The organism is Sphingomonas sp. Root241, assembly GCF_001428865.1.
Taxonomy (GTDB): domain Bacteria; phylum Pseudomonadota; class Alphaproteobacteria; order Sphingomonadales; family Sphingomonadaceae; genus Sphingomonas.
In genome coordinates, this window is the sequence record NZ_LMIV01000001.1 from 1,119,935 (window position 1) to 1,136,124 (window position 16,190).

General features: G+C 66.0%; 14 protein-coding genes. 10 read left to right on the forward strand and 4 right to left on the reverse strand.

Translation table 11 applies throughout. From position 1 onward, the window contains the following. The first annotated feature begins 7 nt into the window (after positions 1 to 7). Genes ASE13_RS05340 through ASE13_RS05380 form a run of 9 tightly spaced genes read left to right on the forward strand, consistent with a single transcriptional unit; the run spans position 8 to position 9,497 of the window. Positions 8 to 820, forward strand: a complete 813-nt coding sequence (locus ASE13_RS05340) for a WecB/TagA/CpsF family glycosyltransferase (RefSeq protein ID WP_082596380.1) — start codon at positions 8 to 10, stop codon at positions 818 to 820. Continuing rightward, positions 813 to 2,099: a polysaccharide biosynthesis protein gene (locus tag ASE13_RS05345; protein WP_056612414.1), complete on the forward strand. Its 1,287-nt coding sequence runs from the start codon at positions 813 to 815 to the stop codon at positions 2,097 to 2,099. The genes ASE13_RS05340 and ASE13_RS05345 overlap by 8 nt, the downstream gene beginning before the upstream one ends. Beyond that, the gene (locus tag ASE13_RS05350; protein ID WP_056612420.1) at positions 2,096 to 3,469 is read left to right on the forward strand and encodes an O-antigen ligase family protein; all 1,374 of its coding nucleotides are present in this window, start codon (positions 2,096 to 2,098) and stop codon (positions 3,467 to 3,469) included. The genes ASE13_RS05345 and ASE13_RS05350 overlap by 4 nt, the downstream gene beginning before the upstream one ends. Beyond that, complete coding sequence (locus ASE13_RS05355; protein ID WP_056612424.1) at positions 3,466 to 4,392, forward strand: glycosyltransferase family 2 protein; 927 nt, start codon at positions 3,466 to 3,468, stop codon at positions 4,390 to 4,392. Before ASE13_RS05350 ends, ASE13_RS05355 begins: the two co-directional genes overlap by 4 nt. Then, positions 4,389 to 5,336, forward strand: coding sequence for a glycosyltransferase family 2 protein (locus tag ASE13_RS05360; RefSeq protein ID WP_056612427.1), 948 nt, complete (start codon positions 4,389 to 4,391; stop codon positions 5,334 to 5,336). The genes ASE13_RS05355 and ASE13_RS05360 overlap by 4 nt, the downstream gene beginning before the upstream one ends. Further along, positions 5,337 to 6,302, forward strand: a complete 966-nt coding sequence (locus ASE13_RS05365; RefSeq protein WP_056612431.1) for a glycosyltransferase family 2 protein — start codon at positions 5,337 to 5,339, stop codon at positions 6,300 to 6,302. After that, on the forward strand, positions 6,299 to 7,459 hold the full coding sequence (locus ASE13_RS05370) for an endo-1,4-beta-xylanase (protein ID WP_056612432.1): 1,161 nt from the start codon (positions 6,299 to 6,301) through the stop codon (positions 7,457 to 7,459). The genes ASE13_RS05365 and ASE13_RS05370 overlap by 4 nt, the downstream gene beginning before the upstream one ends. Next, positions 7,456 to 8,544 (forward strand): acyltransferase family protein, encoded by a 1,089-nt coding sequence (locus tag ASE13_RS05375; protein ID WP_056612436.1) that lies wholly within the window; start codon positions 7,456 to 7,458, stop codon positions 8,542 to 8,544. The genes ASE13_RS05370 and ASE13_RS05375 overlap by 4 nt, the downstream gene beginning before the upstream one ends. A gap of 2 nt (positions 8,545 to 8,546) precedes the next feature. Next, entirely contained in the window at positions 8,547 to 9,497 is a 951-nt protein-coding gene (locus tag ASE13_RS05380; protein ID WP_056612439.1) for a glycosyltransferase family 2 protein, read from the forward strand. On the opposite strand, the gene ASE13_RS05385 is transcribed toward ASE13_RS05380, so the two are convergent. From ASE13_RS05385 to ASE13_RS05400, 4 genes are all read right to left on the reverse strand, one after another. Next, entirely contained in the window at positions 9,469 to 10,791 is a 1,323-nt protein-coding gene (locus ASE13_RS05385) for a family 16 glycosylhydrolase (protein ID WP_235536852.1), read from the reverse strand. The two genes, ASE13_RS05380 and ASE13_RS05385, sit on opposite strands and share 29 nt — an antisense overlap. Before the next feature lie 183 nt (positions 10,792 to 10,974). Continuing rightward, positions 10,975 to 12,318, reverse strand: coding sequence for a UDP-glucose dehydrogenase family protein (locus ASE13_RS05390; protein WP_056612441.1), 1,344 nt, complete (start codon positions 12,316 to 12,318; stop codon positions 10,975 to 10,977). A gap of 20 nt (positions 12,319 to 12,338) precedes the next feature. After that, entirely contained in the window at positions 12,339 to 13,232 is an 894-nt protein-coding gene (gene galU, locus ASE13_RS05395; RefSeq protein ID WP_056612444.1) for a UTP--glucose-1-phosphate uridylyltransferase GalU, read from the reverse strand. A gap of 229 nt (positions 13,233 to 13,461) precedes the next feature. Continuing rightward, entirely contained in the window at positions 13,462 to 14,493 is a 1,032-nt protein-coding gene (locus ASE13_RS05400; RefSeq protein WP_056612447.1) for a LacI family DNA-binding transcriptional regulator, read from the reverse strand. Between the two features lie 320 nt (positions 14,494 to 14,813). Between ASE13_RS05400 and ASE13_RS05405 the strand changes: the two genes are divergently transcribed. After that, positions 14,814 to 16,184 carry a glycoside hydrolase family 28 protein gene (locus tag ASE13_RS05405; RefSeq protein WP_235536853.1) on the forward strand — a complete coding sequence of 457 codons (1,371 nt, stop codon included), beginning with the start codon at positions 14,814 to 14,816 and terminating at the stop codon, positions 16,182 to 16,184. The last annotated feature ends 6 nt before the right edge of the window (positions 16,185 to 16,190 follow it).

Sequence of the window (16,190 nt, forward strand, 5' to 3'; positions counted from 1 at the left end):
GCGAGCGATGCACGGAAACGCCACCCTCGAATTCCCCTTGAGCGGGAGCGGCGCGGACGGCAGCGGGTATTCGGAGACCGCCTGGGTGGGCGGTGTGCCGGTGTCGACGCTGTCGCTCCGTGCGCTGATCGAACGGATGCTGCGCGACGCGCCGCTGCGGCTCGCCGCGGGAGAACAGCCCTTGTTGGTGTTCGACTGCAACGGCCATGGCCTGTCGCTCAACGCCACTGACAAGGCCTTTGCGAAAGATCTGGCGCAGGCCGATCTGATCCACGCCGACGGCCAGGTGATCGTCAAGGCGTCGCGCTGGCTGGGCGGCCCGCAGATCGCCGATCGATCGAGCACCACCGACATGTTCATCGACAGCCTTCCCGGCGCGTCGGCGGGTGAGGTGCGTTATTATCTGCTCGGCGGCACCGAACAGGTGAACAAGGATTGTGCCGACAAGATCTGCGCGGACACGCCGGGTCTGGAACTGGCGGGGCGCCGCAACGGCTTCTGGAAGGCGGACGAAGAGGACGCGGTGATCGACGCGATCAACGCCGCCGCTCCCGATGTGCTCTGGGTCGGCACCGGCAAGCCGCGCGAACAGGCGTTCTGCGTGCGCAACCGCGATCGGATCAGGGCTGGCTGGATCGTCACTTGCGGCGGGCTGTTCAACTATATCACCGGCGATTACCCACGCGCGCCGCAGTGGATGCAGAATGCCGGCCTCGAATGGCTTCACCGTATGGCGACCAATCCGCGGCATTTGGCGTGGCGCTATCTCACGACCAATCCGCATGCACTGTATCTGATCTGGAAGCACCGGAATGGCTGAGGCGACTGCCTTGCCTCCTGGAAAGAAGCCGATCCGCGCGACGCTGGCGCGGTTCGGATTGGCGAGCATGTCGTCGGCCGTGGTGTCGGTCAGCCACCTGCTCGTTCAGCTCGTATCGGTACGGCGGCTGGAGGCGAGCGAGATCGGTACGCTCGCTTTCCTGCTGGTGATAATCCAGCTCGGCTACGGCCTGTCCAATGCGCTCGTTTCGACGCCCTATGCGATCGCAGTGAACCAGCGCGAGGACGGGGCGGAGGGTGCGGGGGGCTTCGACTTCTTCTTTCCGATGAACCTGCTGCTCGCGCTGTCGCAGGGGCTGCTCTGCGCGGCGATCGGCTGGATCATGGCGGGCCCTTGGGCCGCCGCGGCGTTCGGGCTGGCGGGGATGTTCTCGCTGCTCCGCTGGTTCGGGCGCGCCATTTCCTATGCGCATCACAAGCCGGGCGGCGCCGCGGTCTCGGACCTGGTCTATGCAATGCTCGTCGTCGCAGGCGTGGGTGCGACGCTCGCGATCGGCGCGCGGCTCGAGCTGTTCGGGGCGGTGATCGCCGGTGCCGGGCTGCTCGCCCTGATCCCCTTCGGCACGGGCTTCCTGTCCCGACATCGGCCGACCAGGCTCGGCCGCGCCTTTGGCGACTATCGCCCGGTGTGGAAGCGGCAATCGGCGTGGACGCTGATCGGCGTGATCACTACCGAGGCGACGTCGAACGCGCACAGCTATATCGTCACCTTGTTCGCCGGCCCCGCAGCATTCGCGCCGATCGCAGTCGGCATGCTGTTCTTCCGCCCGGTCAACGTCTGCATCACTGCACTGACTCAGCTCGAGCGCCCGCGCATGGCGCGCGCGGTGGGGCAGGGCGACGAGCGATCGGCGCGCGGATCGGTGCGGGCCTTCATGGCCGCTCTGGTGGTGATCTGGATCGCGACGGTGGTGACCGCGGCGCTGATCCTCTGGCTCGTCCCGCAAGTGATCATCAAGCCGACCCTATCGGTGGAAACGGTGATGATCGCGGTCGGACTATGTGCCGCGCTGTCGCTGGTGCAGTGCCTCCAGGCGCCGATGAGCGTGCTCACCCAGGCGCGCGGCGCGTTCCGGCCGCTCGCGGCGACCAGCGTGCGGAGCTGCGTCGTCGGCGTCGCCGCGGTGGTTGCGATCACGCTGTTCGCGCCATCGGTCTACACGATTGGCGGGGTAGTGCTGGCGCAGCTCGTGATGATGCTCGGCATCTGGCGGCTGGACCATGACTGGCGGCGCAAGCAGCGCGAGGCGGCGGAATGAGCCTCGCGCTTCCCTGGTATCGCGGCCGCGCTCCGCATCGCACGGGGGGCGCCGCGCCGGCACGCGCCGAAGCGCTGATCCCGATCGCGCAGGCCGTTTATTACATTTTCCTGATGCTGATCTTCATCGGGCAGCAGCCTTTCTCGTCGCGCAACCAGGAGCAGCTGGTCGCGATGGCGGCGAACAATGACGGATCGGATCCGTTCAAACAGGCCTTCTTCATCGGTTTCGCGATGTTGCTGACGCTGCTCGAGCTCGTGCGGCGCTACAGACCGCAATATCGCTTCACCTATTGGCCGCTGCTGCTGATGCTCGGCTGGTTCCTGATCAGCTGCGCGTGGGGCATCGACCCCTTCGTCTCGTTCAAGCGCGTGATGCAGCAGGTGATCGTGATCTACATCACTTTCCTCTCGCTCGCCTTGCTCGGACCGGAGCGGATCTATCGCACCCTGGTGGCGGCTCTGGTGACGTCGCTGCTGATCTGTTGGATATCGCTGCCGATCACGCCCAATGCGGTCCATCCGCCGACCGAGAGCGACAAGGCGCTGATCGGCGCGTGGCGGGGCTTCTTCTTTCACAAGAACATCGCCGGTGCGGTGATGGCGCTCACCTTCGTGGTCACCGCGCACGCTTATTTCACGTCCAAAAAGTGGTATTATGCGCTGTTCTCGGTGATGGCGTTCATCTTCGTGGTCGGCACGAAGAGCAAGACCTCGCTTGCCCTGTGCTTCGCGATCCTCGCAGTCAGTTCTGTCTATCGGTTGCTCAGCCAGTCGGTCGCCAAGCGGGCGGTGCTGTTGCTGCTCGTCGGGCTCGGCATGCTGCTGTTCCTCGCGCTCTACATCGCCTTCCAGCCGCTGATCGAACGCTGGTTCGCCGATCCCACCGCCTTCACCGGACGCGTCTCGATCTGGAGGGTCGCGATCGATTACCTTGCCGATCATCCCTGGCTTGGCGCGGGCTTCGGCGGCTTCTGGCAGGTGGGCGATCTCTCGCCCTCGCACCAGTATCTCAACCAGCAATTCCAGCTGCTAACCGCGCATTCGCACAACGGCTATCTCGAGATACTCGTCACCACCGGCCCGGTCGGGCTGGTGCTGCTGCTGCTCTCGTTCGTGGCGCTGCCGGCTTACTGGTTCCTGACCGGCACCACGAAGCAGAACGCCACGCTGATGGCGAGCGCCTTCGCGATCTGGAGCTTCGTGCTCTACCAGAACCTGCTCGAGACCTCGTTCTTCGACAAGGATCGCCAGGTCTGGGTGATCTTCCTCTCATCGATCGCCATCGCGCACGCCTCGTTCAAGGCGGTCGAGCGGCCGCGCTGGCACCGCCAGCGCGCGCGCACCCTTCCCACCGGAGTCCCTGCATGACCGAAATCGCCATCTGCATTGCCACGCGCCAGCGGCCGAAAGGGATCACCCGTACGCTCCGCTCGCTCGCCGCGCTGCAGACCGAGCGCGCGGTTACGGTGATCGTCGCGGATAACGACGCGGAGAAGCAGGAGGGGATCGCCGCAGCCAAGGCGCTGCGGGCGGAGGGCTATCGCTGGCCGCTCGAGCTGCTGACGGTTGCCCAACCCGGCATCCCGCAGGTTCGCAACGCCCTCGTCGCCGCGGCGCTGCGGCTGCCCGACATCCGCTTCGTCGCGATGCTCGACGACGACGAGGCGGCCGATCCGCACTGGCTCCACGCGATGCTGGCATGTCAGGCCGCGACGCGCGGCGATGTGGTCGGCGGCGCGGTGCTGCGCGAGATGGAAGGCGACGTGCCGTCCTGGATGATGGAGCATCCGATCCTCCGGCCGAAGCTGCGCGGCGCCTCGGGCGTGGTCGAGCTGGTCGACAGCACGGCCAATGTGCTGATCGCGGCCGAGGCGCTGCGGGCGCTCGGCGATACGCCGTTCGACGAGGCGATGGCGCTCACCGGCGGCTCCGACAAGGAGCTCTTCACCCGGATGCGGCGCGGCGGGCGGCGCTTCGCCTGGGCCGACGACGCGCGCGTCACCGAGCTGATTCCGGCGAGCCGCATCACGACCAAATGGCTGCTGATGCGCGGCTACCGGATCGGGATGACCGATACGATCACTGCGCTGACTCACAGCACGCCGATCAAGGTGGCGACCGCCGAGGCGCCGCGCATCGTCGGCGGCTTCGTGCTCGGCTCGCTCGGTGCGCTGACGTTCGACCCCGGCAAGCGGATCGAGCGGCTCGGCAAGCTCTATCGCGCGGCGGGCAAGATCGCCGCGCTCACCGGCAATCACTACGAAGAATATCGCAAGGTGCACGGCGCATGAGGAACGACACCGGCCAGCCCACCTTTTCGGTGGTGATCCCGCTCTACAATCGGGCGGAGATCGTCACGACGACGATCCGCTCGGTACTGACCCAGGATTTCGGCGATTTCGAGATCATCGTCGTCGACGACGGATCGAAGGACGATCCCGAGCCGGTGGTGGCTGCGATCGGCGATCCACGCATCCGCTATGTCCGCCAGGACAATGCCGGCGGCGGCGCGGCGCGCAACCGCGGGATCGAGGAGGCGCGCGGGCGCTATATCGCGTTCCTCGACTCCGACGATCAGTTCCTGCCCGGCAAGCTCTCGATCATGGCGGCGGCTTTGCCCGACGAGGACGATACGGTCCTCTATTCGCAGATGAACGTCGACCGCGGAGTCGACCGTTACTGGGTCCGGCCCGAGCGGGGAATCCGCGAGGATGAGGATGTCGGCGAGTATCTGTTCTGCGCCAACCAGTTCATGCAAACCTCGACGCTCGTCGTGCCCACCGCGCTCGCCAAGCGCGTGCGCTTCGATCCCGCGCTGAAGAAGGGGCAGGATCTGGATTTCGCCGTACGGCTGCAAGTTGCCGGCGCGCGCTTCCGGATGATCGAGCAGCCGCTCACCATCTGGCTCGACGCGACCGAAGTGGGGCGGACCTCCTATGTCCGCGGCTATGAGACCTCGCTCGACTGGCTCGATCGCTGCGGGCATTTGCTCACCAGCCGGGCGCGACACGGCTATCGCGCCACGGTGCTCGCCTATCACATGGCGCCGGTTCGTCCGCTCGCGACGATCCCCGAACTGGTCCGCGGCCTGTTCTACGGGCGCGTGCCGGCGCGCATCCTCGCGCGCCAGTTGCTCCGCTCCTACCTCCCCAAGTCCTTCTACCGTTCGCTGGTGAACCAGTTCGTCCATCGCTTCGGCAAGCCCGAGGCGCTGGCTGGCAAGGCGGGCAAGTGAATGGACGCGGCTAGCCAGCCTCAGCCAACCGGGGCGAACGCAACGGAGGGACCGTTATTCACGGTCGTCATCCCCACCTTCAACCGGCGTGACGCCGTCGTCGAGGCGGTGCAGTCCGCGCTCGAGCAGAATGTCCGCGACATCGAGGTCATCGTCGTCGACGACGGCTCGACCGACGGCACCGCGAGCGCAGTCGCCGCGATCGGCGACGAGCGGCTCCACGTCATCGTCCAGCCCAATGCCGGGGCGGCGGCGGCGCGCAATCGCGGTATCGACTATGCGCGCGGGCGCTATGTCGCCTTCCTCGATTCGGACGATCGCTTTTTTCCCGATCACCTCGCCGATCTGCTGCCATTGCTCGCGCAGGGCGACGATGTCGTGGCCTATTGCCGCGTGGTGGTCGATCGCGGCTCGGGGCGGCACTTCCTCAAGCCCTATCGCGAGATATTGAGCGGCGAGACCGTCGATCGCTATCTGATGTGCGAGCGCGGCTTCATCCAGACCAGCAGCCTCGCGCTGCGCCGGACGCTGGCGAACACGGTGCGCTATCGCGAGGATGTCGGCTTCGGCGACGATACCGATTTCGCGGTGCGGCTGTCGCTGGCGGGTGCGCGCTTTCTGATGGCGCAGCGCGCGACAGTGGTATGGGCCGATCGCAAGACCGAGAACCGTCTGTCGCAGGTCCGCGCCAATATCGGCAACCTCGCCTGGCTCAAGGATCTGCGCCCGCACATCTCGGCGCGCGCCTATTCCGCCTATATGGGCTGGCACGCCGCGAAGAGCGTCTGGCCGACCAGCCGACGCACGGCGCTGCTTTATTATTTCGACGCCCTGCGTCACGGCGCCTTCCGCCCGCGCGTCGCTGCTATCGTGCTATTGCAAATCATTATCCCTGATAATGTTTATCGAAAAGCGGCAGATCGATGGATCTCATTGACCAGCCGGGTGCGGGGCGCCCGGATATGAAGCGGCGCACCTTCATCGCCGGCGCCGCGGCGGCGTGCAGCGTCCCGCTCACCACCAGCGCAGTACCTTTCGTGCCGCCGGAGCCCGATATCAGCGGACCCGGGCTCGACGCCCGTGCCCGCAAGAGCGGGCAGCATTTCGGCTGCGCGATCAAGTCGAGCCAGATCGCCAAGGATCCGGATTTCACTGCCGCGGTGCTGCGCGAGGCGGGGGTGATCGTCGAGGAATATGAACTCAAGCGCCATGTCACGCAGGCGAAGCAAGGCACATATGACTTCAGCGGTGCCGACAAACTGATCGATTTCGCCCAGAAACATGGCCTCGCCGCGCGCGGGCATACCCTGGTCTGGTACGCGGCGAACCCGCCCTGGCTCGAGGCGGCGCTGCCCGGCGCCAGTCCGCGCGGCCGCGAGGATCTCCTCGGCGGCTATATCCAGACGGCGATGCGCCGCTATGCCGGGCGCATCACCGAATGGGACGTGGTCAACGAGCCCGTCGAGCCTAACCAGGGCCGCCGCGACGGGATGCGCACCAAGAACATCTGGGAACAGGCGTTCGGCGACCGCTATGTCGACCTGGCGTTCCAGATCGCCCGCGAATCCGATCCCAAGGCCAAGCTGTTCCTCACCGATTTCGGACTCGAGCACAATTCGCGCCGCTGCGCCGCGCGCCGGGATGCGATCCTGCAGCTGCTGGAGGGCGCCCTGTCGCGCGGCGTGCCGATCGACGCGCTGGGCGTGCAGGGGCACCTCAAGCCGTTCCGCGAGCCGTTTGACGAGCGCATCTTCGCCGATTTCCTCGATCGCGTGCGCGGGATGGGGTTGGGAATAGCGATCACCGAGTTCGATATCGCCGATCGCGGCGGGCCCGCCGACGTCACGGCGCGCGACGCGCAGGTCGCGGCGGTGGGGAGGGCGTTTCTCGACGTCGCGCTCGACAATCCGGCCATGGGCTCGGTGCTGAGCTGGGGCCTGTCCGACCGCTATTCGTGGCTGTCGACCTACCCCGAATATCGCTGGCCCGACGGGCAGAAGTCGCGCGGGCTGCCGCTCGACGCGGACCTTCGCCGAAAGCGGCTCTGGGCGGAGATGGCGGCGGCGTTCGATGCCGCGCCGCCGCGCCGGGCGAGTATCGAAACACACGGAGTGCCGGCATGAGAATCGCGTCCTTGACCGGCCTGCGCGGCCTCGCTGCAGTCGCAGTGCTGCTCTATCACATCCCGCATTCGCCCGCTTTCCAGGATTATGCGATCGGGCTGTTCTCGCGCGCCTATCTGGCAGTCGACCTGTTCTTCGTGCTCAGCGGCTTCGTCATCTCGATCGGCTATTACGAACGCGTGGTGAAGCGCCCGAGCGCGGCGAGCTATGGCGATTTCCTGCTCAACCGTATGGCCCGCGTCTGGCCGCTCCATTTCGTCGTCGCTCTGGTGTTCCTCGCCCGCATCCTCGTCAATGTCTCGGGCGATCAGGCCGTGGCGCTGACGCCGGCCAACATCATTACCAACGTGCTGATGATCCAGAGCTGGGGATGGGGGACGCAGGCGCTTGCCGGCAACAGCTGGTCGGTGAGCACCGAACTCGTCGCCTATCTGCTGTTTCCGTTGATCGCGATCCTCGCTTTCTCCCGCGGGGTCTGGCTGCAGGTCGCCGGTGCGGTGGCGCTGCTGTTCCTCGTCGCGATGTTCGGCCACGGTTCGCGTGGGCCGCTCGACGTCAATGACGGGAACTCGGTCCTGCCGGTGCTGCGCTGTCTCGCCGGCTTCGCGCTGGGGGTGACTGCCTTCCGCGTCGCGCGGCACTCGTTGTGCGCGCGCCTACTGGGCGGCGAACACGGCTTTCTCGGGAGCTGCGCGCTGCTCGTCCTGGCATTGCTGATCCCCGGCGGCGATGTCGTGGCGGCGCTGTGTTTCCCGCTGCTCGTGATCGCCTGCTACTATGACGGCCGCGCGTCGCGGGCGCTGCTCGCGAATCCGGTGGTGTTCCATCTCGGGCTGATCAGCTATTCGATCTATCTCTGGCACCCGCTGGTCCGCGACGTCTTTGCGCGCGTGATGGGGATCGCCCACCGCCATGGATTCTCCGGGTTCGACTGGGCGTTCTACGCCGGCACGCTGATCGCGACATGGCTGGTATGCTGGGCGAGCTATCTGCTGATCGAAGTGCCGGGCCACCGCGCGATCAAGAAGCTCGAGCGCCGTGTGGTGCCGCGGCCGCCGCTGCCGTTCCAGCAGGCCGCCGAATAGGCATGCGCGCCTCGACGATCATCGCGATCCCGACCTTCCGGCGCCCCGACCAGCTGCGTCATTTGATCGAGGCGATCGCGAAGCTCGATCGGCTGGAGGATGCGGCATTGCTCGTCGCGGACAATGATGCCGGCGGGGAAGGGGCGGCGGTAGCGGCCGCGATGGCGGAGAAGGGGCTCCCGATCCCGATCGAAGTCATCCGCGTGCCCGAACCCGGTCTGTGTCATGTCCGCAATGCGATTGTCGCGCATGCGCTCTCCATGGAGGGGATGCAGCGGTTGGTGATGATCGACGACGACGAATGGCCCGAGCCGCAATGGCTGGCGGCGTTGCTCACCGTGCAGCAGCGCACCGATGCCGCGGTGGTCGGCGGACCGGTCATTCCGGTCTTCCGCGAAGGCACGCCCGACTGGGCCGAGCAGACGCTCATATTCCGCCCCGAGCAGCGCCCCGAGGGGCCCGCCGAGATGCTCTACGCGAGCAACAACCTGCTGGTGATGCGGCCCGCATTGGTAGCGCTGGGCGCCCCGTGGTTCGATCCCGCCTTCAATCGCAGCGGTGGCGAGGATCTCGATTTCCTCACGCGTTTGAAGGCGATCGGCTTCACCTTCGCCTGGGCGCCGGGTGCGCGCGTCTCCGAATGGGTCGGCGCGGATCGCGCGAGAAGGGCATGGGTGCTGCGGCGGATGTGGCGGATCGGCGTCACCGATACGCGTGTCGCCCGCAAGCAGCGCGGGCTGATCGGGCGTGTCGGCCTTGGCCTGCGTTCGCTCGCATTGCTCGGCCTGCGCACCGCCGCGCTGCCGGCGCTGGCGTGGCAACGCCACCGCCGCCTCGACATCGCCGGCCAATGGGTAAAGGCGCTCGCCCGCCTCTATGCGCTGGCAGGCGGGAGCGACGCGATTTACGCCGCTCCCAACCCGCTCAGTTCGCCCAGGCGCGGAAGCTCTTGACCACCATGTCGCCCGAACCGTCGTCGTAGCTGCCGGTCGTCTTCACCGCGACATCCATGATCGGGTAGAAGCGGAAGCCGCGGAACGGATTGACGCTCTGATAGGTCTCCAGCCCGTCGACGAACCAGGTGATGTATTCGGGCCCGATATCGACGGCATAGCGATGGAAGCCTTGCGAGAAGCCCGACATTCCATAGGCCTGCTCGGCCTGGATGTTGGTGCCGCGCTGGAAATAGCGCACCCCGCCGGTGCCGCCATGGATCGTCGCCGAGACGTGCCGGTCGAAATCCCAGTAGCTCTGATATCCGAAGCCTTCATAGACATCGATTTCAGGCGGCCAGCCCGAAGTCGAGATCAGCCAGAAGGCCGGCCATGACCCTCGCCGCGTCGGCATCTTGGCGACCCACTCATATTGGCCATAGCCGATATGCGTGGAGGGCGTATTGTGCCCGCTCAGCACCACCGACCCGTAATTGTAGGCCACGCCGTTATAGGTGATCGGCGACCAGAGCTTCTGGGTGTGGAACACCAGCCCCTCGTCGGTGTAGCGCAGCGGCGGCTCGACCCACGGGTAGAGACTTTCGTCAAGATAGAGGCCGGTCTCGCCGTTGGCAGGCTGGGCGCGGCCGTGCGAGAGCGCGGTCGACCACGCACCCGACCAGCCGGCATCGGACCAGCGCATCGTGCTTGGGGTCATCTCATATTGAAGCGTGCCATAGGTGCGGAAGGTCCGCGGATTGCGGAAGCCCCATGTGGCCGGGGCAGTGGCGGCGGCATCGGCATCCGCCGTGACGGTCGCCGATGCCGTGCCCTGGTTCGCACCCCACGGCGCCTCGCGCAGCTTGAGCGAGAATTGCTGCCCGTCGGTCGCGTCGAGGATCGGCACCGACACGGTCTGGCGCAGCGGATCGCCCGGGCGGAAGATCACCACATCTTCGGTCGCCTTGTACTGATAGCCCGAGATCGCTTTGTTGGCGTCCGTTCCGTTTACGGTGATCACGCGGGCGATCACGGTATTGGGCGTCTGCTGGTTGAGCGTCACCGGCACATAGGCGACCGATGCGCCCGGGTTGAACACCGCCGCGCCGATCGACAGCGTCGCCTTGGGCGGCAGCTTTGTGCCGTTGCCGAAGTCGAAGGCCGCGAAGCTGTTGGTGCTGGTGCTGGTTGCCGCGTCCTGGACTTGCGCTGGCGCTGCAACGGCAGTGGTCGTTTCGGGTTCGGCCGCAATGACGACCGTACCGGATTGCTGTTGGGAAGAATTGGCGCCGCCGCCTGCGCACGAAGCGAGCACGCAAAGAGAGAGGGCGCCCGCAAGCGGGCGCAAACAGGTAATACGCATGAAACACCCCCCGGTGTCGGCGGCCGACAACTGTGCCGCCTCAGGGGTATGTAGTACGAAAAGGGCGAGTAACCTAGGTTACTCGCCGCATTTGCGCTAAGTTGAAGTCGAAAAGATGCTGAACGGTAAGTTGATTTACTCTGCTGCAATCGCGAGTGCTTCAGGTGCAACTGCCAGTCCGCGCCCGACACCGGTATAAGTGAAGCCGGCGGCTTCCACGGTGTCGGGCCGGTAGATGTTGCGCAGGTCGACCAATACGTCGCCCTCCATCCGCGCGTGCAGTGCTTCGAGATCGAGCGCGCGGAAGGCGTTCCACTCGGTGACGATCACCAGGGCCGCGGCACCGTCGGCCGCCTCGTACGGCGAAGTCGCGAACTCGACATTGGGCAGCAAGGGCCGCGCCGCTGCCATGCCCTCGGGATCGAACGCGCTGACGCTCGCGCCATTGTCCTCCAGCGCCTGGATGATCGCGAGGCTCGGGGCATCGCGCATGTCGTCGGTGTTCGGCTTGAAGGTCAGGCCGAGCACGGCGATTTTCTTGCCGCGCACCGATCCGCCGCACGCGGTGATGATCTTGCGGCCCATCGCCCGCTTTCGTGTGTCGTTGACCGCCACCGTCGCCTCGACGATGCGGACGGGCGTGCCCGAATCCTCGGCGGTCTTGACCAGGGCCAGCGTGTCCTTGGGGAAGCACGAGCCGCCATAGCCTGGCCCGGCATGGAGGAACTTCGCGCCGATGCGGTTGTCGAGCCCGATCCCGCGCGCGACCTGCTGGACGTCGGCGCCCACCGCTTCGCAGAGATCGGCGATTTCGTTGATGAAGGTGATCTTGACCGCGAGAAACGCGTTCGCGGCATATTTGATGAGCTCGCTCGTGCGCCGGCCGGTGAACAGGATCGGCGCCTGGTTCAAATAGAGCGGACGATAGACCTCCTCCATCACCGGGCGGGCGCGCTCGTCCTCGATGCCGATGACGATGCGGTCGGGGCGCTTGAAGTCCTCGATCGCGGCGCCTTCGCGCAGGAATTCCGGGTTCGAGGCCACGGTGAACTGCGCCTCGGGGTTGGTCTCCCCGATGATCCGCTCGACTTCGTCGCCGGTGCCGACCGGGACGGTCGACTTGGTCACCACCACGGTGAAGCCCTTGAGGCACGGCGCCATCTCGGCCGCCGCTGCGTAGACATAGGAAAGATCGGCATGGCCGTCGCCCCGGCGCGATGGCGTGCCCACTGCGATGAATATCACATCCGCTTTCTCGACCGGCCCGGCGAGCTCGGTCGAGAAGGACAGGCGGCCCGCCGCGACGTTGCGCGCGACGAGATCGTCGAGCCCCGGCTCATAGATCGGGATCTGCCCGGCGTTCAGCCGCGCGATCTTGCCCTCGTCCTTGTCGACGCAAGTGACCTGGTGTCCGAAATCGGCGAAGCACGCCCCCGAGACGAGCCCCACATAGCCCGATCCGATCATCACGATACGCATTGCCGATACTCCTTACTGGTTCACGCCGCGCTGCGCAGCTGGCGCGCTGCGAGCAGGTTGCCGGCGAACAATTCGACTTCGTCGGCCAAGTCCTCGCGCTCCAACGCCATCGCCAGATTGGCGTGGAGGAAGCCCGCCTTGTCGCCGCAATCATAGCGGGTGCCGGCGAAGGTGAGCCCGTGGAAGGCCTGCTCGCCGATCATCCGCGACATCGCGTCGGTGAGCTGGATCTCGCCGCCGGCGCCTTTCTCCTGGCTTGCCAGCACGCCCATCACTTCGGGCTGCAGGATGTAGCGGCCGATCACCGACAAATTGGACGGGGCGGTGCCCGGCGCCGGTTTCTCGACGAGTCCCTTTACTTGCGTAAGTGCGCCCGAGTGCGTGCCGGGGGTGATGATACCATAGCGATGCGTCTGCTCGTCGGGCACCACTTCGGCGCAGATCAGATTGCCGCCGACCTGCTCATACGCATCGATCATCTGCTTGAGGCAGCCGGGCCGCCCGACCATGAAATCGTCGGCGAGCAGCACCGCGAACGGCTCGTCGCCGACCACGTCGCGTGCGCACCACACGGCGTGGCCCAGCCCCATCGGCTCCTGCTGGCGGACATAGGCGACCGCGCCGGGCCGCAATCGCGTACGCCCGAGGATGTCGAGCGACTTGCCGCGCCCGCTCATCGTGGTTTCAAGTTCGAAAGCGATGTCGAAATGGTCTTCGATCGCCGCCTTGCCGCGGCCGGTGACGAAGATCATCTGCTCGATGCCAGCCTCGATCGCTTCCTCGACTGCATATTGGATCAGGGGACGATCGACGACCGGCAGCATCTCCTTGGGGATCGCCTTGGTTGCCGGGAGAAAGCGGGTACCTAGCCCGCCGACGGGAAACACAGCCTTACGCACTCGCTTCGGGGTCATATACACCACCTCCTTCGCTGCGATGCAGCATAGATTGATGGCGGCGAGGCGGCAATTTCGCCTCGGCGTCCTGAAGGCACCGGTGGTCTGTGTTTTGGGGTCCGTCGCTGCATCTGTTCGTCACCCCGGCGAAAGCCGGGGCCCAGGAGTCACATGCCATTCGGCCTGACAACTCCGGATCCCGGCTTTCGCCGGGATGACGGCAATGGAGTGAAACGCGGCTGGCAGCTCAGCCCGCGGCGGGCGCCACCGATGCCCTTCGGATGAGCGTCGACACGAACAGCGATGCCTCGCCGTCCTCTCCCGGCGGACCTCCGCCTTCGCCACTCACGAGCTTCAGCGCCGCGGCGCGCGCCATCGTCGCGATCGGCCAGCGCACGGTGGTCAGCGGCGGCCAGAGGTGCGACGCGATCGGCGTGTCGTCGAAGCCGATGATCGACAGATCCTGCGGCACGTTGAGACCGCGCTGGCGCGCGACATGGAGCACGCCGGCTGCCATCTCGTCGTTCGACGCGAACACCGCGGTGGGGCGCGGCGAGAGATCGAGCAATTGCTCGGCAGCGCGCATCCCCGATTCGAACTTGTAATCGCCCTGGACGATCAGCGTGCGCTGGAGCGGCAGCCCGGCGCGCTCGATCGCTTCCTCATAGCCCTTTTGCCGCTCGAGCGCCGAGCGGAAGCCATGCGGCCCGAGCACCAGCCCGATCCGGCGATGCCCCGATTCGATCAGATGCTCGACTGCGCCGCGCACTGCCTCGCGATCGTTCGAGGCGACCATGTGCGATGCCTCGTCGAGCGTCGCCGAACCCATGCGGACATAGCGCACGCCCAGTTTGGCGCAGAGCCCGGCGAGCTGGTCGTTCTCGGAAATCGGCGGCAGGATCATCACGCCGAACGGCCGCTGCCGCTCGAGGAAATGGCCGATATCCTCGAGCATCGTCGGCGAACCACGATCGACCGGGTGGACGATCAGTTCGAACTCGGTGTCGCGCAGCACTTCGAGCATGCCCTGCTGGACGTTGAGGACCATCTGCGCGTTGGGATTGTCGTGGATCAGCCCGATCAGGAAGTTGCGGCGAAGCGCCAGCGCGCGTGCCTGCGGATTGGGGACATAGCCGAGATCGGCGATGACTTCCTCGACGCGCTTGCGGGTGTCGCCGTTCAGCAGCGGCGACTGGTTGATTACCCGGCTGACGGTCTTCTTGGAGACGCCGGCGATGCGGGCGACGTCGTTGATCGTGGGCTGGCTGCTGCGCTTCATTGCGATGGGACATAACCCGGCTGTGCGATTGCGCCAAATGCAGTTGTGAAGGTGCGTCTGTGCCGCCCATTCCAATCCCCGTTCGCGCTGAGCTTGTCGAAGCGCCGTCCTGCTCCTCTACGGCAGGATGAAGACGGGAACGACGCTTCGACAGGCTCAGCGCGAACGGGAGAGGGGCGGTTGCCACTCAACCGCATTTCCTGATACCGGTGTCATCAACGGCCGCGAGAGCCGGACGTTGCGAGAGGATGTCCATGCTGATTCAGCCGTCACGGCGTGACCTGTTGCGTTACGGATATCTCGCAGGAGCGGGCGCCCTGTTGCCCGGCAGCGCTCTGGCGGCCGCGGACCCGTGGCAGCGCGCCGCCGACATCGCGCGCACCGTCCGCGCGCCGCTCTTTCCGGCCCGCGTTTTCGACATCACGAAGTTCGGGGCGAAAGGCGACAGAACGACGCTCAGCACCGAATCCATCGCGAAGGCGATCGCCGCCTGTGCCGCGGCGGGCGGAGGCAGGGTGCTCGTCCCCGCCGGAGACTTCCTGACCGGCGCGGTGCACCTCAAGTCGAATGTCGAGCTGCATCTCGCGGCCGGCGCGACTTTGCGGTTCAGCACCGATCCCGCGCACTACCCGATGGTTTTCACGCGCTGGGAAGGCGTGGAGCTCATCAATTATTCCCCCCTGATCTATGCGTACAAGGCGAAGAACATCGCAGTCACCGGCGCAGGCACGCTCGACGGGCAGGGCAGTGCGCAGCATTGGTGGTCGTGGAAGGGCCCTTGGGGCGGCACGGTCGCATATGGCTGGCGCGAGGGGATGCCCGATCAGCGGCCGGCCCGCGCGCGCTTGTTCCAGATGGCCGAGGATCGGGTGCCGGTGGAGAAGCGCGTGTTCGGCGAGGGCCATTACCTGCGCCCGCCCTTCATTCAGCCCTATCTGTGCGAGAATGTGCTGATCGAGGGCGTCAGCATCCGCAATTCGCCGTTCTGGAATGTCCACCCGGTGCTCTGCCGCAACGTCACTTTGCGCGGGCTCGACGTCTTCGGGCATGGGCCGAACAACGACGGCACCGATCCGGAATCGGTCGACATGATGCTGATCGAGGATTGCACCTTCGACACCGGCGACGATTGCATCGCCGTCAATTCCGGGCGCAACGAGGACGGCCGGCGCCTCGGCGTACCTTCGCAGAACATCCTGATCCGCAATTGCCGGATGAAGGAAGGGCATGGCGGCATCACTGTCGGCTCGCAGATATCGGGCGGCGCGCGCTGGGTGTTCGCCGAGAAATGCCAGCTCGACAGCCCCGATCTCTGGTATGCGATCCGCTTCAAGAACAATGCATTGCGCGGCGGATTTCTCGAGAACTTTCATTATCGCGACATCCATGTCGGCCAGGTGAGCCGCGCCGCGATCGCCTGCGACTTCAATTATGAGGAAGGCGCCAAGGGTCGCTTCACACCGATCCTGCGGCACATCAATATCGAGCGGCTGCGTGCCAGCAAGGCGACGCGCGTGCTCGACAGCCAGGGGCTTCCCGGCGCGCCGGTGACCGACATCGCCTTGAAGGATTGCACCTTCGACGGCGTCACTCAGCCCAGCGTCATCCGGCACACCGAACGTGTCGCGCTCGCCAATGTCCGCGTGAACGGCAAGGTCGTCCGGGCGCTCGATCAACTCTCGGCATCCTGAGGTCTC